This is a genomic window from Halomonas sp. DP8Y7-3, from assembly GCF_019801675.1.
In the GTDB taxonomy this organism is placed as follows: domain Bacteria; phylum Pseudomonadota; class Gammaproteobacteria; order Pseudomonadales; family Halomonadaceae; genus Halomonas; species Halomonas litopenaei_A.
In genome coordinates, this window is sequence record NZ_JAHVIO010000004.1 from 457,665 (window position 1) to 478,136 (window position 20,472).

18 protein-coding genes and 3 pseudogenes are annotated in these 20,472 nt (G+C 51.5%); 12 read left to right on the forward strand and 9 right to left on the reverse strand.

Annotated elements, in window-relative coordinates:
• Positions 1-2 precede the first annotated feature (2 nt).
• From KUV86_RS07255 to KUV86_RS07265, 3 genes are all read right to left on the reverse strand, one after another.
• Entirely contained in the window at positions 3-770 is a 768-nt protein-coding gene (locus KUV86_RS07255) for a hypothetical protein (protein ID WP_222484228.1), read from the reverse strand.
• Between the two features lie 260 nt (positions 771-1,030).
• Positions 1,031-2,197, reverse strand: a complete 1,167-nt coding sequence (locus KUV86_RS07260) for an alkene reductase (protein WP_222484229.1) — start codon at positions 2,195-2,197, stop codon at positions 1,031-1,033.
• 58 nt (positions 2,198-2,255) lie between these two features.
• The gene (locus tag KUV86_RS07265; protein WP_222484230.1) at positions 2,256-3,758 is read right to left on the reverse strand and encodes an aldehyde dehydrogenase family protein; all 1,503 of its coding nucleotides are present in this window, start codon (positions 3,756-3,758) and stop codon (positions 2,256-2,258) included.
• A 156-nt stretch (positions 3,759-3,914) separates the two neighbouring features.
• Between KUV86_RS07265 and KUV86_RS07270 the strand changes: the two genes are divergently transcribed.
• Positions 3,915-4,811 carry a LysR family transcriptional regulator gene (locus tag KUV86_RS07270; protein ID WP_222484231.1) on the forward strand — a complete coding sequence of 299 codons (897 nt, stop codon included), beginning with the start codon at positions 3,915-3,917 and terminating at the stop codon, positions 4,809-4,811.
• Positions 4,812-5,009: 198 nt separating this feature from the next.
• On the opposite strand, the pseudogene KUV86_RS07275 reads toward KUV86_RS07270, so the two are convergent.
• From KUV86_RS07275 to KUV86_RS07290, 4 genes and pseudogenes are all read right to left on the reverse strand, one after another.
• Positions 5,010-5,981 (reverse strand): annotated as a pseudogene (locus KUV86_RS07275) (IS5 family transposase).
• A gap of 113 nt (positions 5,982-6,094) precedes the next feature.
• Positions 6,095-7,108 carry a zinc-dependent alcohol dehydrogenase family protein gene (locus KUV86_RS07280; protein WP_110651748.1) on the reverse strand — a complete coding sequence of 338 codons (1,014 nt, stop codon included), beginning with the start codon at positions 7,106-7,108 and terminating at the stop codon, positions 6,095-6,097.
• Between the two features lie 54 nt (positions 7,109-7,162).
• Positions 7,163-7,759 (reverse strand): TetR/AcrR family transcriptional regulator, encoded by a 597-nt coding sequence (locus KUV86_RS07285; RefSeq protein ID WP_110651750.1) that lies wholly within the window; start codon positions 7,757-7,759, stop codon positions 7,163-7,165.
• A 150-nt stretch (positions 7,760-7,909) separates the two neighbouring features.
• A pseudogene (locus KUV86_RS07290) lies at positions 7,910-8,893 on the reverse strand (IS5 family transposase).
• 286 nt (positions 8,894-9,179) lie between these two features.
• On the opposite strand from KUV86_RS07290, the gene KUV86_RS07295 reads away from it, so the two are divergent.
• Positions 9,180-9,803 carry a glutathione S-transferase gene (locus KUV86_RS07295; RefSeq protein WP_110651752.1) on the forward strand — a complete coding sequence of 208 codons (624 nt, stop codon included), beginning with the start codon at positions 9,180-9,182 and terminating at the stop codon, positions 9,801-9,803.
• 125 nt (positions 9,804-9,928) lie between these two features.
• Here the strand turns inward: KUV86_RS07295 and KUV86_RS07300 are convergent, their stop codons facing one another.
• Together KUV86_RS07300 and trxA are read right to left on the reverse strand one after the other, a co-directional pair.
• The gene (locus KUV86_RS07300; protein WP_222484232.1) at positions 9,929-10,873 is read right to left on the reverse strand and encodes a LysR family transcriptional regulator; all 945 of its coding nucleotides are present in this window, start codon (positions 10,871-10,873) and stop codon (positions 9,929-9,931) included.
• Between the two features lie 48 nt (positions 10,874-10,921).
• Positions 10,922-11,254: pseudogene (trxA, locus tag KUV86_RS07305) on the reverse strand (thioredoxin).
• Positions 11,255-11,462: 208 nt separating this feature from the next.
• On the opposite strand from trxA, the gene KUV86_RS07310 reads away from it, so the two are divergent.
• The 10 genes from KUV86_RS07310 (at position 11,463) to dinD (ending at position 20,462) form a co-directional block, all read left to right on the forward strand.
• The gene (locus KUV86_RS07310; protein WP_222484233.1) at positions 11,463-12,311 is read left to right on the forward strand and encodes a hypothetical protein; all 849 of its coding nucleotides are present in this window, start codon (positions 11,463-11,465) and stop codon (positions 12,309-12,311) included.
• Positions 12,304-12,717: a hypothetical protein gene (locus KUV86_RS07315; RefSeq protein ID WP_222484235.1), complete on the forward strand. Its 414-nt coding sequence runs from the start codon at positions 12,304-12,306 to the stop codon at positions 12,715-12,717. The genes KUV86_RS07310 and KUV86_RS07315 overlap by 8 nt, the downstream gene beginning before the upstream one ends.
• Positions 12,718-12,787: 70 nt before the next feature.
• On the forward strand, positions 12,788-13,174 hold the full coding sequence (locus KUV86_RS07320) for a hypothetical protein (RefSeq protein WP_222484237.1): 387 nt from the start codon (positions 12,788-12,790) through the stop codon (positions 13,172-13,174).
• A gap of 120 nt (positions 13,175-13,294) precedes the next feature.
• Positions 13,295-13,969 carry a recombinase family protein gene (locus KUV86_RS07325; RefSeq protein ID WP_222484239.1) on the forward strand — a complete coding sequence of 225 codons (675 nt, stop codon included), beginning with the start codon at positions 13,295-13,297 and terminating at the stop codon, positions 13,967-13,969.
• The gene (locus tag KUV86_RS07330) at positions 13,966-14,121 is read left to right on the forward strand and encodes a hypothetical protein (protein ID WP_222484241.1); all 156 of its coding nucleotides are present in this window, start codon (positions 13,966-13,968) and stop codon (positions 14,119-14,121) included. Before KUV86_RS07325 ends, KUV86_RS07330 begins: the two co-directional genes overlap by 4 nt.
• A gap of 108 nt (positions 14,122-14,229) precedes the next feature.
• Positions 14,230-14,802 carry a conjugative transfer protein MobI(A/C) gene (gene mobI / locus KUV86_RS07335; protein ID WP_222484243.1) on the forward strand — a complete coding sequence of 191 codons (573 nt, stop codon included), beginning with the start codon at positions 14,230-14,232 and terminating at the stop codon, positions 14,800-14,802.
• Positions 14,803-14,978: 176 nt separating this feature from the next.
• Positions 14,979-15,920: a helix-turn-helix transcriptional regulator gene (locus KUV86_RS07340; protein WP_222484246.1), complete on the forward strand. Its 942-nt coding sequence runs from the start codon at positions 14,979-14,981 to the stop codon at positions 15,918-15,920.
• 27 nt (positions 15,921-15,947) lie between these two features.
• Positions 15,948-18,206, forward strand: coding sequence for a class I SAM-dependent DNA methyltransferase (locus KUV86_RS07345; protein WP_222484249.1), 2,259 nt, complete (start codon positions 15,948-15,950; stop codon positions 18,204-18,206).
• Entirely contained in the window at positions 18,206-19,603 is a 1,398-nt protein-coding gene (locus KUV86_RS07350) for a restriction endonuclease subunit S (RefSeq protein WP_222484251.1), read from the forward strand. The genes KUV86_RS07345 and KUV86_RS07350 overlap by 1 nt, the downstream gene beginning before the upstream one ends.
• On the forward strand, positions 19,596-20,462 hold the full coding sequence (dinD, locus tag KUV86_RS07355; RefSeq protein WP_222484253.1) for a DNA damage-inducible protein D: 867 nt from the start codon (positions 19,596-19,598) through the stop codon (positions 20,460-20,462). The genes KUV86_RS07350 and dinD overlap by 8 nt, the downstream gene beginning before the upstream one ends.
• Positions 20,463-20,472: the final 10 nt, after the last annotated feature.

A 20,472-nucleotide genomic window follows, 5' to 3' on the forward strand; every position in this document is an offset into this window, starting at 1 on the left:
CGTTAAATGATGAACGTCAACAAAAGCAGAGAAATGAACAACCCGACAATGGCGGCTACGGGCGACGACCCTTGCCGAGCTTGCGAGGGATTAGCCAAACAGCGCTTCAACGCTTTTAGAAAGCGCTTTGGGGTGTAGATATTTTTTTTATAGTTTGTCCGAAAAAATCTGAGCGTAGCCTCTGGCATGCTCCTCCGATCAAACCGATACCAGAGCTTTAATACACCCAGCAAGTCTCTCTTGCGTGCCCAGCTTCCGATAGAACGAGGGAGCAGATACAGAGGAAGAGCAGATCCAAAATCGATTATTTTGGGATCCCCGGAAGTCGAGCACAACACGTTACCAGAATTACCCAGGTCCAGATGGACAATGCCGTACCGATGCAACTGCTGCACAGATACGTAGAGCTTCACGAAGAAATCTTCAGGAATCGCTGATTTTCTGAAGGCATCTTTCAAACCGATGCCATCGATATATCGATATGTGATCGTCCACGGATCGTCAGAACAACGGCTTGCCAAACTGGGGGTGAACGCGGCTCCATCCGCCCTAATGAGCATTCGGTATTCATGATTCGCCAACATACGAAAATACAATGATAAAGGAAACACTCCGTTAGGGTATTTCTTCATCACTCGCTTATCACCATTCTGGCTGTGAATCACTGCAGTGACGGGCTTATACCAGCGCTTGGGAAACCTCCCCTCTTCCTCACCAGCTTGGTTACGCAAATCAATACACTCTAGAAGGTCAGTACTATGAATACTCATCGGTCATTTCCTTAACGGACGTGAACTCCAACGATGCAGCAGATGAGAGGCTAAAATTCAAACTATTGAACGTGCCGATCTACTATTGCTGATTGATTATCAAGGAATGATTTTCATATGAATAATTACGGCGCTATATGCTTACCATCACCTGAAATGATGAATTTTGCTGAAAGTATGATTTCGCCCTCTTCGTACATCGGGACTTAAAACAACCAAATCCCCTTCCGATTCGGAAGAGGATTTGCATGGGACATTGTTTAAACCTGTTCAGTAACACTCTCTCTGGAGAGGGAATCGAGATGGGACCCAACAGTCGGATAGTCGGTATATCCTTTATCAGTTCCACCGTACATCGTTGTCGGATCTACATCGTTCCAGGGCAAGCCCTTCCGAATTCGATCAGGTAGATCAGGATTCGCTATGAACGGTTTACCAAAAGCGAACAGATCACCATAACCTGCCTCAAGCATGCGAATTGCTTTTTCAGGCGTGTAACGGCCAGCAAAAATCAAAACACCGCTGAACGCGTTTCGCAGAGCCACGCAGAAACTTTCCGGAAGCTCTGGTGCGTTGTCCCAGTCCGCTTCGGCAATAGAGATATAGGCCACCCCCCGCTTCTCCAGAAGCTTTGCAGCCTCCAGATAAGTTTCATGCGGGTCTGATTCAACCAGCCCCAGATATACTCGTTCCTCCTCGGTACTCTCGAACAATGGAGCAAAACGTACCCCAAGGCGCTCCGCGCCTACCTCTGCAGAAATAGCAGACACGATTTCCTCAAGAAACCGGAGTCTGTTTTTCAGGCTTCCGCCGTACTGGTCGGTCCGGTGATTTGAATGCTCCGAGATAAACTGATTGACCAGATAGCCATTAGCACTATGAATTTCTACCCCATCAAAACCGGCCTCAACAGCGTTACGAGCTGCACGCGCATACATAGCAACTAATTCCTGCACCTCCGCCGTGGTTAACTCACGAGGCTCGTCAGGATCTGCCAACGCGCCCGTCCCAGGCCCTGTTTCAACAAAAACTTTTACGCCTTCGGCGCGAATCGCGGATGGGGCAACAGGTGCCTGCCCATCAGGCTGCAGCGAACGATGGGAAACCCGTCCTACGTGCCACAATTGACAAAAAATTGTGCCACCCTGACTATGAACAGCGCGGGTCACTTTTTTCCAGCCCTCGATCTGTTCTGCGGTAAAGATACCTGGAGTCCAGGCATAGCCTTGACCTCGCGGCTCAATCTGCACGCCTTCGGTTACCATAAAACCGGCTGTGGCTCGCTGAGCGTAATAGGTGGCCATGAGATCATTTGGAATGTTTCCGGGCTGCGTACTTCTTGATCGCGTCAAAGGGGGCAAAACAATGCGATTTTTCAGATTTAAACGGCCCAATTTCACCGACTCAAAAAGAGAACTTACATTCATCACTTTAATTCCTTTCAAGTATGTTTCTAATGTTGCTTTAGGGTCTCTCTAAAAGCCCCTAGAATAGGCCGTACGTGGACTCATTCAAGCTGATGATTATGTTTTTCTTCTCGGTGTAACTATCGAGCATCATCTTGTGAGTTTCGCGGCCAATACCAGATTTTTTATATCCACCAAAGGGTGCGTGCGCGGGCAATTCGTGATAAGTGTTGACCCACATCCGTCCAGTTTTAATTGCACGAGCTACTCGCAGGGCCCGATTGATGTCCTGAGTCCAGACGGCCCCGGCCAAGCCATAATCGGATTCATTCGCCAACGCGATAACATCAGCTTCATCCTCAAATGACATAACCACCAACACTGGGCCGAAAATCTCTTCCTGAGCCACTGACATATTGTTTGATGCACCCGTGATGATGGTCGGCGCGATAAAACTTCCGCGGCCCAGCGCCCCACCGGTCAAGCGCTTTCCACCGGTAAGAACATTGAGGCCTTCCTGCGACGCCAGGTCGACATACCCCAGAATCCTCGCCATCTGCTGTTCACTGACCTGGCTTCCCATTTGGGTTTGAGGATCCAAAGGATCTCCTACTCTGATTTGTTCAAAACGCTCTTTTAGCGCTCCAATGAATTTTTCAAAGATGGAGTGATGAACGAATAAACGGGCCCCGGCCTCACAGACCTCTCCCTGATTGAGAAGAATAGAGAGAGCAGCTCCTTCCAGGGCTTTCTCCAGGTTGGCATCGGGAAACACGATGTTGGCTGATTTACCGCCCAACTCCAGAGTGGCCGGGATCAGCTTTTCTGCCGCAGCCTTCGCCACGCGGTACCCAACCGCCGTCGATCCCGTAAAAGCAAGTTTATCCACGTCTGGGTGATCAAGAAGAGCTTGTCCCGCTTCTGCACCCTGACCGGTAACAATATTTACGACTCCTGGTGGCAGTACATCATTGAGAATTTCACCCAATGTAAGAAGGGTTATAGACGTCATCTCGGATGGCTTGATGACAACAGTATTGCCAGCTGCAAGCGCGGGCGCTAATTTCCAGGCTGCCATCAATAGCGGAAAGTTCCAGGGAATGATTTGGCCAACCACACCAACAGGTTCATTTAACACCAGGCTCAATGTGTTGTTATCGAGCTGCACAGCTTCATCGCTGTGAGAACGAATCACACCGGCAAAATACCGAAAATGATCAATCGCCAGGGGGACGTCAATCTGTCTGGTTTCTCGGACCGGCTTGCCATTGTCAAGCGTCTCAAGGATTGCAAACTCTTCTGCTCGCGCTTCGAGTCTGCTCGCAATTGCAAGCAACGCCTGTTGACGCTCCTGGGGAGATGTTTGACCCCAAACAGCCAGCGCTTTACGCGCTGATTTCACTGCAGCATCAACATCTTCTTTGTTGGCCATCGGTATGTTGGTCAACACGGCGCCTGTGGCCGGGTTAATCGAAGGAGAAGAACGTCCGGACAGACTTGTCACCCAGCGCCCGTCAATGAACATCTTATAGTCGGTCTTTATTGACCGTTGAATCAATTCGTTACCAGTACTATGACTCATGAAATGCTCTCACCTTATCGCAGCATAGGATCAACACGTCACCCATAACAGACCGGTGTCTAGATTCCAGGCCGCTGGGTGGCGAGTCATGACAAGAGCATGCTATGCGGATATAATAACAAATAGAAACAGTATTTATTGGTGATAGATACAAATATGAGTGATATTAACCGAGTCGACCTGAAGCAGCTGCGAGTGTTCAAAATTCTGTTAAAAGAGAGGAATGTCACGCGAGCCGCGAGTCAGATGGGCATGACCCAACAAGCCGTCAGCGCTCAGCTCAGTAAACTCAGAGATATCTTTCAGGATCGACTGTTCATACGATCCGGACAAGGGGTCATACCCACGCCACTTGCTGAACAGCTAGAACCACGAGTTAACGCTGTTTTTGAGAGTCTTGATCGTTTGATGGCGCCTGACGACTTCAATCCGACCACTGTGGAAACGACCTACGTGATCTCAGCGACGGATTACGCTGTAGCGGTTGTATTGCCAAGATTGATGATGAAGTTACGAAAGCTGGCACCGGGATTGAAGTTAATCGTGCGAGATTTTGAAAGTGATCGACTCTATGCGTTACTGGCATCGGGAGACGTGGACCTCGCGCTGACTTTTCCGGCATTTGTTCCTGAAAGCTGTCAGACGCAATGGCTTTTTTCAGAACACCATGTCTGCGTAACCCGAAAAGATTCTCCCTTGCTCGCCCGGCGACTTACGATAGGTGACGTTGCCGGACTGCCCCAACTCATTGTCTCTCCGACACGAGCCAACCTGATCGGCTCAGCCGATGAGTGGTTTGCCAGTAATGGCTATAAACGCAATGTCGTTATGTCTGTCCCAAGCTTCTCTGCCGCACCGGTTTGCGTGGCATCAACCGACTGCATCGCATTCCTACCATCACGCATTTTGCCAAACCCACTGGTGAAAGAGATCGAGCTCGACCAATCGCCTCCGTGTTTCGATGTGATCGCAGCCTGGCATTCTCGTTCCAGTCAGGATCCGCTGCACAGTTGGATACTGACCCTTCTTCAGCAAGAGTTTCCGAATATCTAGACCCAAAAAAGCCGCCTCAACACCAGTGTGCTGGACGGCAAAGAGACAACGCTTCACATTAGCCTAATGCTAAGGAAGCTGCGAATAAGTCCGACTCAAGGCTCTGAAACGTCGTTATCACTGCCTTAGAGGCAAAAATTCAGCACTTTTCACCCTTTTTAACCCTCTGTAACCGCCTTTTCAGGCAGTACAGGCGGATTAACCTTGCGCTCTCAACATCTGGTCCACCCGTACAACGTTGGCCAGCGCGAACAGCATGGCCAACTTGCAGTCGTTTTTCTTCAGGCCACGGTAGCGGGCTTTTACAAAACCAAACTGGCACTTGATGATCCGAAACGGATGCTAAACTTTCGCACGGATACTGGCTTTCAGATACTCGGTGCGGATTCTGACCTTATTGATCCGAGGGTGTTGTTTGAGTGTCTTCAGCTTTCCTGGCTGTTCGGCGATGTACCAGCCCGCGCTGACATCTTTCAGCTCATCTCGCTTTTCGGCGCCCCGGTAACCCGCATCAGCAAAGATGAATGTTTCTTCACCGTGCAGAAGCTGGTCGGCCGGATTGAGGTCGTGTTCGTTTGCCGCAGTTGTCGTGAAACTGTGCGTGATGCCGGTAGGGGCATCAACCCCGATGTGAGCCTTCATCCCGAAGTGCCATTGATTCCCTTTTTTGGTCTGGTGCATCTCGGGATCGCGTTCGCCCGTTTTGTTCTTGGTGGAGCTGGGAGATTCGATGATGGTGGCATCGACCAGTGAGCCCTCTTTCAGCAGGACTCCGGCTTCAGACAGCCATTGGTTTACTTCTTCAAAAATCTGTCGAGCCAGACCTTGGCGCTCCAAAAGATGACGGAAGTTCAGGATAGTGGTGTGATCGGGGATGGCCTTGTCCAATGACAATCGAGCAAACAGCCGCATGGACGCGATCTCATACAGCGCATCTTCCATGGCGGGGTCACTGAGGTTATACCACTGCTGCATGCAGTGAATGCGAAGCATTGTAGACAAGGGATACGGTCGACGGCCATTGCCAGCCTTGGGATAATGAGGGTCGATGACGGCTTCGGGACGCGCCCACGGGATCAGCTTGTCCATTCGGCCCAGAAACTTTTCCTTGCGGGTTTGACGGCGCTTGCTGCTGAACTCGCTGTCCGCGAATGTAAGTTGCTGATCCATCGGGGCGTCCTCAATCGTGTGCAGCGGGCATTATCCCATGCGGCGGACTTATTCGCAGCTTCCCTAACCGAGCCTCGGACGCAACATCACCCGATTAGCCGTCACGACAGCTCTCACCACTCAACAACGATCTTGCCAAAATGACCGCCACTTTGTTGAACGGCAAATGCCTCCGCTAATTGGTCCAGACGAAAGCTTTGATCTATCACCGGGCGCAGATCATTTTGCTGAAGAGCGGCAATATAGTCCTGTTGTTGCCGCCGATTACCGACAATCAAACCCTGAAGCCGGGCCTGCTTCGCCATGAGCAGCCCCGTAGGAACCTGGCCCTCACGACCGGTTAGAACACCTATCAGGGCTATGTGGCCGCCTACACAAACCGCCTGAAAAGACTGACTGAGAGTACCAGGCCCACCTACTTCAACAACATGGTCGACGCCTCGACCCTCGGTTAATGAGAGAACCTCATGCCCCCAATCCGGACAACGTCGATAGTTAATGGTTTGATCCGCTCCGAGCTTTCTAGCCCTTGCGAGCTTTGCATCTGACGAAGAGGTCACAATGACCCTGGCCCCCATTGCTTTGGCAATTTGCAGAGCTGCGATTGAGACCCCGCCGGTTCCCAGCACCAAAACGCTTTGACCAGCCTTCAAGTTGCCCTCTACAACCAAAGCGCGCCACGCTGTTAATCCCGCAGTAGTGATAGTCGCCGCTTCCGCATGACTCCACCCAGCAGGAGCGTGAGTAAAATCAGTGGCTGCGCGAACCGCGTACTCTGCAGCAAAGCCATCGACGCCATCGCCCGGTGTTTCTGCAAAATTTCCAACTCTGTCGTAGGCTTGCCCGTCCTGCCACTGAGGGAAAAAACCGGAAACAACATGATCACCTATCTGGAACTCTGTGACGCCTTCACCGACGGCCTCAACAACGCCGGCCCCGTCTGACATTAAAATCCGACCGTCTTCCGTCGGGATACTACCATTCGCGACCAACAGGTCATGGTAATTCAGAGAGGTGGCACGTATTGCAACCCGTATCTGCCCCGGTCCCGGCTGACCCGGGTCTGGAGTGTCTCTTAGCTCCAGTGAATCAAGCCCACCTGGAGCATGAAGAGTGACTGTTTTCATAGCATTTTCTCCAAGAATAAGTAGACCGGTCGTATAGTTTTAGTTCAAAAAAAGTCAGGTTTGGCCCAGCAACACCTTGGTCGCTTCCAAAGCGGACTCCATCGGCTCCCGGTCACGGGTGATCTTGCCACGCAGACTGGCGCCTAACCAAAGCTGATAAAGAGTAGTAGCCGTTCCTCTGGGGTTAAGTGTGGCTGGCAGAGACCCATCCGAGATTCCTTCCTCGACGGTTTGCGCTAGTCTGGCAATAACCCGACCAGTCTCTCTGGCTAATACGTTGCGCATGGCTTCTGATAAATCGCAAACTTCGGCTGCAAGCTTTACCGTTAAACACTTGCCTTTGGGGTCACACGTGGATTGCGTTTCTAACCAGGATTCCCAATAACTCAGAAGACGCTCAGCCCCCGACATGCCGGGGCGGGACAACAACGAATCCAGGGAACTCTGGTATTCAGAAAAATAGCTTTTGAGAAGCTCCTCACCAAAAGCCTCTTTAGACCCAAAGTAGTGATAGAAAGACCCTTTGGGAACACCAGAGGCTTTCAAAATTTCATTTAATCCAACAGCACTGAAGCCCTTACCACTGATGATGACTTCTGCCGTTTTAAGAACGTGCTTTCGCACATCATGAGAAACTGTTTTTGATTCCATGGGGTGATTTTAGGCCGCACTAGACCAATTGTCTAGGGAACCGCTGAACAATTCAGTCATGGGCACATGAAGCGATCAGCGACCACCTGCTGACCACCTCAGCTGGTTTGCTTTCCCTGGCAGCCGGGGTATCCGGCTGCCAAGCCAGATTCAAGACGCATTGGCCCCGTCGGTAAGTCCTGAGCATCGTCCTGCCAGCACCAGATTGCCGAGGGCGAACAGGGTGAACAGTTGGGCCTCGTTCTTGGCCAACCTCTTGTAGCGAACCTTCCGGTAGCCGAAGAGGTTCTTGATGACATGAAACGGGTGCTCCACCTTGGCGCGGATGCTGGCCTTGGACTTCTCGATTGCCAGGAGGAGCGTTTTCATCGGGCTGTCGTCCATCTTCTTGATCGCGCCGCGCTTGGCGGCAATGCAGCACTTGGAATCCGGGGCATCCTTCTCTTCGTCGAGATGCTTCCACATGCCGGTGTAACCCGCGTCGCCGTATACCCGCTTGTCATTCTCCCGGACCAGAGCATCGGCCATGGTGACATCGGCGACGTTGGCCGAGTTCGCGACGACTTTGTGAGTCAGTCCGGTGACGGCATCGACGCCGATATGGGTCTTCAGGCCGAAGTACCACTGGTTGCCTTTCTTGGTCTGCTTCATCTCCGGATCGCGCTGCTTGGCCTTGTTCTTGGTGGAAGGAGCCGCAGCCACGATGGTGCCCTCGCGCATGAACAGGCCCTGCTCAGCCAAGTGGGCGTTGATCTCTTCGAAGAACCGCTGGGTCAGCGCATGCTTCTCCAACAGATGACGGAAGCGCAGCAGCGTGGTCGCGTCCGGTACGCTCTCGATGGCCAAATCGATACCCACGAAGTCACGCATCGCCTGGCTATCGTATATTGAATCTTCGAGCGCCTCGTCTGCGAGCGCATACCACTGTTGCTAGAAGTAGATCCGCAGCATGCGCTACAAGCCAATAGGCGGGCGGCCGCGCTTGCCCGCTGCGTTCGGGAAGTAGGACGGCGACAGCGCGTCGATGAGCCGTTGCCAATGCACCAGCGCCTCCATCTGGGCCAGGAACCGCTCGCGGCGGGTCACTTTCTTCTTGTTCTGGTGCTCTGCCTGGGCGAAAGAGATCTGCTTCATCGTGTGGCTCGGTCAGGTGGTGACAGCGTGGCCAGATTTTACCCCGCCGACGGCTGCCAGGTAGCTGTGGCGGGATTTGTGCAAGTTGTCAATAGATCACACTTCACAAGAGCCAGTTATTCTATCCAGCCTCTTTACCGCAACCCTGAATGGTACCTGTGAACTCAGTATTTACTAGCATTAGACCAGTCGTCTATAATACATGATATTAAGACTTTAAGACATTTTACGCCCAGCCACCTTAACTAGTGAAGCAATCTGCATACACCATAAACGGAAGGAAATTATGATTATTGTTCATCATCTAAATGACTCACGCTCGCAGAGGATTCTCTGGCTGCTCGAAGAGCTGGGCCTCGAATACGATATTAAACGCTACAAAAGAGACCCTGATACCCACTTGGCACCACAGGAATTATTTCAGATTCACGCACTAGGCAAATCTCCCGTCATTGAACATCGGCAATCCATCATCCATGAATCTGGTGCGATTATTGACTACCTCCTCCGGCACTATGACGGGGCTGACCTGCAGCCGCCCCGCACCACCAAGGAATATGATCAATACGTGCAATGGCTTCACTATGCCGAAGGATCAGCAATGCTTCCTTTGCTCCTGAAAATTTACGTTGATCCTCTTGGCAACAATGGCGTCCCCCTACACCCGCGGATCAATAGCGAGTTGGACAACCATCTGGGCTTTATCGAAAACTCACTGAAAGGACAAAGCTATCTGGTGAACGATACGTTTAGTGCCGCCGACATTCAGATGAGCTTTATTGGTGAAGTTGCCAAGTCTTTTCAATTACTGAGCCAGCGCCCCAATCTGCAAGCCTGGCTTGAACGACTTCACTCCAGACCTGCTTATCAATCGGCTATTGCCAGGGGTGGTGTGTACAAGTTGGCGTAATATTTTGTTGCCTCGAGCACAAGCGTTATTCCCGTTACCAGTTGAGAAAGGGCGGTCTTAAGGACCGCCCTGATCAATCAAACAGTCTTCCGGCAAGCATGGCTCTGATCGATAGAATGCTTTGCCTATGCAATCGCTTTGGAGGTGAGGTGGCTGCATGGGGACTTGGTCATGATGTCATGCCAGCGCTCTTGAAGAAGTCTTTCAACGTGTGTTCGCAACCAGACAATACCGGGATCACGAGCATGCCAGATTAGATACAGGCTGGTAGGATCCACGCTGAAAGGAAGCTCACCCATCCACAACCCGTTCACAAAACCGTAATCCTGACTGATCAACTCGGGTACTGCCGCAATCAAGTCTGACGCTCGCAATATTTTCGGTACAATCGAAAAATGATTTACCGTCGATGCTATACGCCTGCTATGTCCCTTCTTATTCAGATAACTATCGACGAACCCGTGCGCATCCCCTGACATTGTTACAATTAGGTGACGGGCACTCAGAAACTTATCCATGATAATTGGTCTTCCGGCAAGCGGGTGGTCTCCACGCATAGCGAGCAAATAGCTACCCTCGAATAACCACGTACTTCGTAGACTATGGTCGTGCTGAGTGAGAACACCTATAGCCAGATCAACATGAGCTTCCCTAAGATCATGGTGCGTTCCCTCCAGCGTGTACGGAACGGCATGGACGTCCACTCCCGGCGCCTCACGCTCAAGCAGTTCAATCAGCTGAGGCCAGACCAACTCCACGAACATATCGGTTACTGCAATTCGAAACCTGTGTTTCGAGGTTCCTGGATCAAACTGTGTCGCACTGACCGCGTTGATGAGCGCAAACATAGGATCACTAACCAGGTCCCAGAGACTCAAGGTATAGGAGGTTGGCTCGATGTTCCTGCCCTTGCGTACAAATAAAGGATCGTTCCAAATTTGACGCATTCTGGAAATAGCATTGGACACTGCCGGCTGTGTCATAGCGAGACGATCGGCCGCGCGAGTCACTGAACGCTCTGTCATGATGGCATCCAACACGTACAACAGTTGCAGTTCTTGGGTTTTCATCAGACTTTTCCCGAGATGCAAAAAAACCGCCCAAGCAGGAGGCTTGTACTATGCACTTAATAAGTTACCTTTAAGAAAGGCTCTCAATTCACTCAAACTTCCGGCACCTGTTTTCTGTGCAATTACACCGCCCTCATTAAAAAGAGCAAGAGTCGGGATGCTCCGAATACGCATCTTGGCAGCAATCTACGGACTCTCGTCCACGTTCACTTTGGCGATGGTTAACTGATCGCCCAGCTCATCAGCAATTTCCTCCAGCATCGGCGTAACAGTTTTGCAGGGGCCGCACCACGGAGCCCAAAAATCGACCAACACTGGCCGATCACTCTGGACCACGGATTGCTCAAAGTTCACGTCTGTTAAATCAATGATTTGATTCATTAGGTAATCTCCTTGTCGAAAGCGCCAGTACCGAATCAGCAGACTCAGCGCGGGGTCCCGCTCCCGCCAGTGAAAACACCAAAATACGAACGTTCATAGCCAACTCCGGCTCTGTTAGTGCAAACCATTGATTTATAAATATTATCTTTAGTTTCCTCTTGCATATTATCAATCTCATGAGAATATTTAATAAAAGCAGGAGGACATAATGAAAAGATTAGCACCCTTAACTACAGCAATATTGGCCGCTGCCCTGGCTGGCTGCGCGGCTACCCCACGAGCTTACAATCCGGAAGAGTCTCGGGCCTTAAACCTGGCGAGAGCCGGTGGCATCTACGATATGGACTTGCGGGATTCTGAGGATGGTACCCGCTCCTACAATAAAGGCATGTTGGTGCCATTACTGGATCTCGCCAGCCTGGCGACCTCATTCGATGCACCGCTTCGACATCTATCGGGTAGCCAGACGTTTTTGTTCAACGCTACCGACATCCTGATGACACCGGACAATCCATCGGCGAGACCAAGCCTGATGGGATGGATGCCTGCGTCTATGGCCACTTCAGAGGCTCAGGCCTATGAGCAGTATGTAGATCTGGTTGACCAGGCCATCCGGCTAGCTGCCAATGATATGGCGTTGAGTGCCACCAAACTCAGTAACGTGGAAACGCCTGAGATTGACGGCCATCCACTGATGCTCTGGTCGATTGAAAGCACTGAGCATGGATGCGGTGCTGGTCAATGTGTGGTTGCTTACAACATCAAAACGCCGAATCGCTGGAAGTCTCCGGCCTACGTGGAAGGCGCTGAGCCTGAAAGCTACAACATTGCGGCTAATCATCCAGAGAATTATTCCCGCCTTGTTTTCCGGCAGTCAGATGAGCAACTCAGCTTCCCTGTGGACGAGTTCTACCGCACGATCAGTGGTGCCTTACCATCCTGGATGGTGGTGTACTTTCCTCCCGGCACCGTCACCCAGGATGGCGAACCGCTACCGTACCCTGTGCTGTACGAGCAGGGGCAGCGACTGATGTTCAAGGAGCCAGATCATGAATGACTGGCATGATCAACTGGAGTTCGCGCTGTTGCCGCTTGAAGACGCCAAAATCGATAGCGACTGCATGACCTCTGTGATCAGCAATGCCCTGAGAGAGCAAGGCATCTTCCATCAATGCCGTATCGGATACGCAGAGGACCGACTGAGCCGAATGGTCACTGCTCCCCATTGTTGGATCGAGCTTGAACAGGGCTGGTGTATCGATCTCCGGCTCAGACAGTGGCTGGGCGATGAGGACGACCTCCCTCATGGCGTATTCCAGCCAACCAACTTCCCGCGAGTTCGATACCAAGGCACGGCGTTGCTGGTTCCACATCTGGACGTGGAAGATTTGAGGGTGATGACGAACGATACCTACAACAAAGTGAAACTGCCATGGCTGGCCGGGCAAGCCAGAGCGGCCTGACGCCGATCAAAACTTGCATTTTCTCAGGTTCTGATAGCTTCGAAGTAAAGAACTATCGGGGACTGAAACCATGGTGAGGGTGACAAAAATAGTAGCAGTGGGGCTCGCCGGGATCGGCGTTGTGGAGCTCGCCTTTAGAGGTACCGATGCAGCACTTTACGCATGGTATCTATTGTTCGCGCTCTGGGTGGTCGCACTATTCATAAGCTTCGCACTGGCCGCAGTCGATGCTTACAAGACGGTTTTCGCCAAGGGACTCGATGGGCAAATGACGTTTCCTGAATTCGAGAAAAAGATGGCGTCGTTTGGTCGAGGCGGTGGTAGGGAAGAAGGTCCAAGCAGCACGACAACCTCCGACACCGGGAGTCAAGAAGGCGCAGGCGATCTGTTCGATGACTTCAGAGTCAATCCGATCCTCCGAGAGGATGATCCGTTCGGGCAGTTTTTCGACTCTTGAGGTGATTCCTTATGGGTACACATCATGAGAACCAACAATTCAGGCCGTTCAACATGACAAGGAACCATTTAAAACAGTCCGGCCAAGCGGAACCACTTATAACAGACTGAGGAGGCCTTAATGTTTATACGCGCCTATTTGAGAGCATCGACCCCGGAACAAAATGCCGAGCGGGCCAAAGCATCGCTAATCCAGTTTGCCGAGCAACACGGTCAGCGCATTGCTGCCTTTTATACCGAGAACGTCTCCGGTGCCACATTGCATCGCCCCGAACTGATGCGACTGATTGCCGAATCCGGTGAAGGTGACATTGTGCTAGTAGAACAGATAGACCGGCTTGCCCGCCTGAAACAGCAGGACTGGGATACGCTCAAGCAGAAGCTGGCCGCCAAGCGATTGGCGATTGTCTCGCCCGAGTTACCAACGAGTTGGCTGGCACTGGACAAGAAAGACAACACCAGCTTTACCGACTCTATCTTACCCGCTGTCAACAGCATGATGCTCGACATGTTGGCAGCGGTAGCCCGCAAAGATTACGTGGATAGGCGTCGACGCCAAAACCAGGGGATCAACAAGGCCCGCAGCGAGGGTAAGTATCAGGGGCGTCAACCTGATCTGAAGAGGCGGCAACACATCGCTAGTTTACTGCGCACCGGCCATAGCTATAGCGAAATCCAGGACATCCTGGGTTGTTCGCGCCATCTGATTGCCTCTGTCGCAAAGGAACAAAGGCAGTCAGATGCAGCATCGGCTGCAATTTGTACTCAAAGAACGAAAACAGGAGAACTCACATGATCGATATGTCCGTCACACTCATTGCTTTCCTCGGCTTTGTCGCCGTTATTCTGGCGATCTGCGGCATCACATACCTGAACGCTGACCGGCTGGAAGCATTTCTCAACCGGAAATTTAAAGGACGCCGCCCGGTCGATAAAAATTCCAGATGATCTGGGGTAAACGGCTACTTTTGCCCAAATTGGCAAATTACAGACCCGTGGGTTTGTCTCTGCGGCCAGTAGCATTTCTCTTGAACATCAACCAACAGGAGAATGCTAATGAGCAAACCCAAAACCATTCAGGAAATCACCGATAAGTGGCATGAGGTGGCGCGCGCCGGGGAGTTTGACCATCACCAGGGACGCCGAATGGCGCTTGATCAATGCAGACAGTATTTACAATCGCTATCCAAAAGCCTGGATATGGAGCGAGCACGCCTACGCTACCTCGCTCAGCGGCTGTCGGATCATTTCTGGGCGCATAATGAGGCTCATCGAACCAAGGAAACGAGAGGCTACCCTGGCCATCACGGCTGCCGGGTGAGAATGCTGCACGGCAGCTTGGAAATGCACTGGTATTACAACACCTTCGTAAGAGTGAAAAACGGTAAGGGGCATGCGGTTTTCAGTGAACACATCCGCCGAGCCCTGAAACACCGGTACTCAAAACCCGCATTTAACCGCGCTCACGACTGGGAGAGGCCCATCATTGAGGAGACCGAAGCCGGGTTTGAGATAGTGCGTATCATGAATGCAAACCTCACTCACATGCGCCGTCTCGTCAGGGCAAACCTGAAGCAGCTGGACAGTCTGGAGGCGCACTTCGATGGCCTTCGGCCCCCGGAATCCTAAACAAAAAACCATTCAGGCCCGTCCCCCTCCGGCGGGCTTTATGCACCCATTTTTCCATCTGGAAAGGAGCCAAAACTTTCACATGTGAAAGTTCTATAGGACAAATCAAAATGATTGCATAATATAGGTTTGTGTAATAAGGTGGCTAACCATGTTTAGTCAGAAAAGGTGCAAACGTGCCGGGAAACGCCGCCTTAAAGCTCGAAAATCACTCACACGCCCAGCGCGAGCGCTTGGCGTTCATTGATTTTTGCCTGCAATACCACGGCTCAGTGGGCCGAAGTGAGCTAATGGCGCACTTCGGCACCGCAGTCGCCTCCAGCACCCGGGACTTCACTCTCTACCGTGAACTAGCCCACGAGAACCTGATCCTCCGTCACGAAAACAAGCGCTACTACCGTACCGACAACTATCAGCCTCTGTTCCACCATGAGCCCCATGCCGCCTTGAAAACCCTGGCTCACGGCTTTGGCGACGGGCTATCGGTGACTCCTGGCCAGTCCGGTTTCTGTGAGGATGCACCAGATTTGATCGCGCCACCACAGGATGTGCTGTCGACAGTGAGCCGGGCCATCAGCCAACAACAGGCTGTGCGGATGACCTACCAGTCCCTCAGTTCAGGCGCTAGCGAGCGTGTGGTTGTGCCGCACAGCATCGTCAACAACGGCCAGCGTTGGCACATGCGCGGCTACTGCCGAAAACGCGGTGCATTCCGAGATTTTGTGTGCAATCGCATCACCAGCGCCCATATCTGTGAAAAGTCCATCGATAAAGCGGATATCGCAGAGCATGAGCATCAAACGTCGGATGCCGAATGGAATGAGCAACTGACCTTAGAGCTCATCCCGCACCCGTGCCACAGTCATCCGGAGGCTATTGCGCTGGATTTTAATATGTCCCGGCAGAACAACCAGCCGGTCCGACAGCTCAGCATCCGTGCCGCTCGTGCTGGCTACCTGCTACGCCATTGGAACGTGGACTGTAGCCCCGATCATCGGCTGCCAGAGCAGGAATATCACCTGTGGCTGCGTAACCACAACATTCTTGAACACTGCGCTAACGCTGTCCTGGCACCTGGCTATGCCGGCACCGGTGACGAGGCAGCGCCAAGTAGTTAACAACAGATATTAAATAGCGAGAACAGCATGCAACAAAACCATCATCAAAACCTTGTCGGCTTCATCTGGAACATCGCTAACAAGCTGCGAGGCCCGTATCGGCCACCCCAGTACCGGCGGGTAATGCTACCAATGATCGTCCTGCGTCGGTTTGACCTGGTATTGGCGGAAAACCAGAAAAAGGTACTGGCTGAGAAGGAACGCCTGGAAGCCCGCGGCATAACCGGCCCTGCACTGGAAAAGGCGCTTTCGCGCATTGCCACCAGTGGCCGCAAACAGGAACTGTTCAATACCAGCGGCTTCACCTTCGATAAGCTGCTGGCTGATCCGCCGAACATTGCGGGCAACATGATTGCCTACATCCAGGGTTTCTCACCCCGCGCTCGGGACATCTTTGATAAGTTCGATTTCGAGGCGGAAATCGCCAAGCTGGATGAGGCCAACCGCCTTTTCCTGATTCTCAAAGAGTTCTGTAGCAACGAAATTGATCTCTCACCTAAGACCCTCAGCAACCTACAGATGGGCTATCTGTTTGAAGAGCTTGTCAGAAAGTTCAATGAGCAAGCCAACGAAGAGGCCGGGGACCACTTTACTCCCCGTGAAGTCATCCGGTTGATGGTGCAACTGTTGTTTACCGATGAGGAAGGCATTTTCGCACCAGGCATTTACCGAAGCATCTACGATCCCACAGCCGGTACCGGTGGCATGCTCTCGGAAGCTGAAAAGTACATTTGCGGTGACGGTACCCATGAAGGATTGAACCCCGATGCCCACATCGAGCTGTTCGGCCAGGAGTACAATCCTGAATCCTACGCCATTTGTTGCTCAGACCTCCTGATCAAAGACGAACCCATCGACAACCTCATCTATGGGGACACGCTGGGCGTGAAAGACGCCAAGAACAAAAACAACGGCTTCGTACCGCACGATGGCCACCAGGAGAAGAAATTCCACTACATGCTTTCCAACCCGCCTTTTGGGGTTGAATGGAAGCCGGAAGAAGATTTCGTTCGTGAGGAGTACGACGACCAGGGCTTTTACGGGCGCTTTGGTGCCGGTCTGCCCCGAATCAATGATGGCTCGCTGCTTTTCCTGCAACACATGATTTCCAAGATGCACAACCCGCCGAAACTGGTGGATGGCATTAATGAAGGTGGTGACGGCTCAAAGATAGCCGTGGTTTTCAACGGCTCCCCGTTATTTACCGGCGATGCCGGTAGTGGTGAGAGCAATATTCGACGTTGGATTATCGAAAACGACCTGCTCGATGCCATCGTGGCCCTGCCAGATCAGATGTTCTACAACACCGGCATTTATACCTACGTCTGGATTGTCAGTAACCGCAAGACGGAACACCGTCGTGGCAAAGTGCAGCTAATCGACGGCACCCGCCATTACAAAAAGATGGACAAAAGCCTGGGTAACAAGCGAAATGAGTTGGCTGAGGAGCATATCCGAGAACTGGTTCGCCTCTACGCCGAACATCAGCATGAGGCGACCTCCGTAGCGCCGGTACATACCAAAGGATCATCAAGGCCGACCGGAACCGAAACCCGTACCGTCAGCAAGATCTTTAATAACCACGAGTTTGGCTATCTGAAAATCACAGTGGAACGCCCTCTAAGGCTGAATTTCCAGGCCAGCTCTCAGAGAATTGCTCGACTCGACGAGCAGCGGGCCTTTGCTAACTTGGCCACCAGTAAAAAGCGCAAGGACCAAGCGGCCTATCAGGCGGAAATTGAGGCAGGTAAACAGACTCAGGTTGCCATCAAAGACCTGCTGGAGGGTTTGGATGGCAACATCCTTTATCAGAACCGGGACGAATTCGAAGCCGTTTTGAACAAGGCTTTTAAGAAGGCCGACCTCAAGGTAGGTGCTCCGGTGAAGAAGGCGATACTGGCCGCGCTGTCAGAACGAGACCCAGAGGCTGACATTTGTCGTGACAAGAAGGGCAATCCAGAGCCAGATCCGGAGTTGCGTGATACCGAGAATGTGATTCTGCCCAACGATATCAGCCTGCCCTTACCGCTGAAATACGACAACGAAACCGATCATGACAAGCTGCTTGCGCTGGTAAAGGACCATTGCGAGGCCTACCTGGCTGCTGAGGTATTGCCCCATGTGCCGGATGCCTGGATTGATCATAGCAAAACTAAGGTTGGTTACGAAATTCCGCTGAACCGACATTTCTATGTGTATGAGCCACCACGCCCGCTTGAAGAAATCGCTGGTGAAATTAGTGAATTGGAAAGGGAAATCGTCGCTATGTTGGCGGAGGTGGTTTGATGGTGTTCCCAACGTATAAAGAATATATAGATTCAGGCTCTCGCTGGTTGGGGGATATTCCAGCACATTGGACAACAAAAAAACTGAAGTTTTTAGCTGTAGTCCAGCCTAGTAATGTAGATAAAAAAACCATCGAAGATGAAGTGCCTGTTTTATTGTGTAATTACACTGACGTATATAAAAATGAGCATATCGACGGCTCATTAAGTTTCATGGGAGCGACAGCGACCAAAGAGGAAATCAAGAAATTTACAGTCGAGCTCGGCGACGTAATAGTTACAAAGGACTCTGAAGATCGTAATGATATAGCCATTCCAGCTTCAGCATCGGAAAATGTTAAAAATTTAGTATGTGGTTATCACCTAACGCAGATTAAACCAAAGCATCTGGATGGTCGGTTTTTATTAAGACTTTTCCAGTCCAAGGGATTTAATGCCCAATTTATCGTTGCCGCAAATGGTGTGACGCGGTTTGGATTGCCACAAAATGCAATCGCGAATGCAGTCTCGCCTGTTCCCCCAATAGAGGAACAAAAGACTATTGGTCGTTTTCTTGACCACAAAACTGCACAGATTGATCTACTGATTGCCAAAAAGCAGTCTCTTTTGGACAAACTGGCTGAACAACGCACGGCTTTAATCAGTCAGGCAGTAACTAAAGGGCTCGACCCGTCGGTATCGATGAAGGATTCAGGTGTTGATTGGCTGGGGGAGATTCCAGGCCATTGGCATAGAGTTCTGCTTGTTCGTCTTATAATTCGTTTTGAGCAGGGTTGGAGCCCTTCTTGTGAAGCTCGTGAAGCATCTAAGGACGAATGGGGAGTTTTGAAATCGGGTTGTGTCAACTATGGGATATTTGACGAACGACAACATAAGACTCTACCAGCATCACTGACACCTATTGAGTCTCTGGAAGTAAAACCTGGCAACATTTTGATGTGTCGAGCCAGCGGCTCAAAGCATCTCATCGGTTCGGTCGCAAGAATAAAGTCTTGTAGAGCTAATCTCATTTTTTCTGACAAGACGTACCGAATTTCGCTCAATGAAAAGTTAATTGATCCTGATTTCTTTGTTTTTGCAATGAAATCAAAGTATATCCGGGAACAAATTGAGTTATCGATAAGCGGTGCTGATGGCTTGGCAAACAATATTCCCCAGGCGTCCGTTAAATCCTACCAATTCGTGCTTCCAGAAATCGACGAGCAAAGAGCTATCGTTAAGGTACTGACGGAAAAAAGCGATAGGATTTCACTTCAAGAAGAAAAAACAAAGGCAGTCATTGAACGGTTGCAGGAATACCGCTCTGCCCTGATCACCAACGCCGTCACTGGCAAGATCGACGTGCGGGACTTTTGCATACCCACTACCACTGAGCAAAGGGAGGTTGCCCATGGCTGATACGCCGTCCACCAATACTCACCACAAGAGCTTTGAAGGCATCCGCAGAGAGGATGAGCATGGTAACGAGTTCTGGTCAGCCAGGGAGCTGGCACCCCTGCTGGAATATCCGCAGTGGCGGAATTTTGTCCCGGTTATTGATAAGGCCAAACATGCCTGTGAAAGGTCCGGGAACATCGTTGCAGACCATTTTGCGGACGTGCGCAAAATGGTTGGTATCGGCTCCGGAGCGCAACGTGAGGTACCGGATGTCCACCTGTCACGCTATGCCTGCTACCTGATCGTACAGAACGGCGATCCCACGAAGCCGGTCATCGCCAACGGCCAGACCTACTTTGCTATCCAGACACGCCGACAGGAGCTGGAGGACAGCGAGCAGTTCACATCCCTCTCCGAGGATGAGAAGCGCCTGGCAATCCGTAAGGAGCTTATCGCCCACAACAAGTACCTGGCTGCGGCTGCCCAGGATGCTGGTGTAGAGACCCCCTTGGATTACGCCATTTTTCAGGATCATGGCTACAAAGGGCTATACGGGGGTCTGGGCGCCAAGGATTTACATGCCAGGAAAGGACTCAAGAAGAGCCACAAAATTCTGGACTACATGGGGAGCACAGAGCTCGCTGCCAACCTGTTCCGTGCTACACAGGCAGAAGAGAAGCTTCGCCGGGACAACATTCAGGGTAAGCAGAACGCCAACAAAACCCATTTCGAGGTAGGCCAAAAGGTTCGGCAAACCATTGGCGAACTGGGCGGCACCATGCCAGAAAACCTGCCCACGCCGGATAAAAGCGTCAAACAAGTAGAAAACGCGCAGAAGAAGCTGGGAAAGCAGCAGAACGATGATTCTGAGCAAGAGTAGTCGCTGGAAC

Excerpts from the sequence above, each read along its gene's own strand:
- KUV86_RS07255 (WP_222484228.1), bottom strand. The coding sequence starts at position 770 with ATGAGTATTCATAGTACTGACCTTCTAGAGTGTATTGATTTGCGTAAC.
- KUV86_RS07260 (WP_222484229.1), bottom strand. The coding sequence starts at position 2,197 with ATGAATGTAAGTTCTCTTTTTGAGTCGGTGAAATTGGGCCGTTTAAAT.
- KUV86_RS07265 (WP_222484230.1), bottom strand. The coding sequence starts at position 3,758 with ATGAGTCATAGTACTGGTAACGAATTGATTCAACGGTCAATAAAGACC.
- KUV86_RS07270 (WP_222484231.1), top strand. The coding sequence starts at position 3,915 with ATGAGTGATATTAACCGAGTCGACCTGAAGCAGCTGCGAGTGTTCAAA.
- KUV86_RS07280 (WP_110651748.1), bottom strand. The coding sequence starts at position 7,108 with ATGAAAACAGTCACTCTTCATGCTCCAGGTGGGCTTGATTCACTGGAG.
- KUV86_RS07285 (WP_110651750.1), bottom strand. The coding sequence starts at position 7,759 with ATGGAATCAAAAACAGTTTCTCATGATGTGCGAAAGCACGTTCTTAAA.
- KUV86_RS07295 (WP_110651752.1), top strand. The coding sequence starts at position 9,180 with ATGATTATTGTTCATCATCTAAATGACTCACGCTCGCAGAGGATTCTC.
- KUV86_RS07300 (WP_222484232.1), bottom strand. The coding sequence starts at position 10,873 with ATGAAAACCCAAGAACTGCAACTGTTGTACGTGTTGGATGCCATCATG.
- KUV86_RS07310 (WP_222484233.1), top strand. The coding sequence starts at position 11,463 with ATGAAAAGATTAGCACCCTTAACTACAGCAATATTGGCCGCTGCCCTG.
- KUV86_RS07315 (WP_222484235.1), top strand. The coding sequence starts at position 12,304 with ATGAATGACTGGCATGATCAACTGGAGTTCGCGCTGTTGCCGCTTGAA.
- KUV86_RS07320 (WP_222484237.1), top strand. The coding sequence starts at position 12,788 with ATGGTGAGGGTGACAAAAATAGTAGCAGTGGGGCTCGCCGGGATCGGC.
- KUV86_RS07325 (WP_222484239.1), top strand. The coding sequence starts at position 13,295 with ATGTTTATACGCGCCTATTTGAGAGCATCGACCCCGGAACAAAATGCC.
- KUV86_RS07330 (WP_222484241.1), top strand. The coding sequence starts at position 13,966 with ATGATCGATATGTCCGTCACACTCATTGCTTTCCTCGGCTTTGTCGCC.
- mobI (WP_222484243.1), top strand. The coding sequence starts at position 14,230 with ATGAGCAAACCCAAAACCATTCAGGAAATCACCGATAAGTGGCATGAG.
- KUV86_RS07345 (WP_222484249.1), top strand. The coding sequence starts at position 15,948 with ATGCAACAAAACCATCATCAAAACCTTGTCGGCTTCATCTGGAACATC.
- KUV86_RS07350 (WP_222484251.1), top strand. The coding sequence starts at position 18,206 with ATGGTGTTCCCAACGTATAAAGAATATATAGATTCAGGCTCTCGCTGG.
- dinD (WP_222484253.1), top strand. The coding sequence starts at position 19,596 with ATGGCTGATACGCCGTCCACCAATACTCACCACAAGAGCTTTGAAGGC.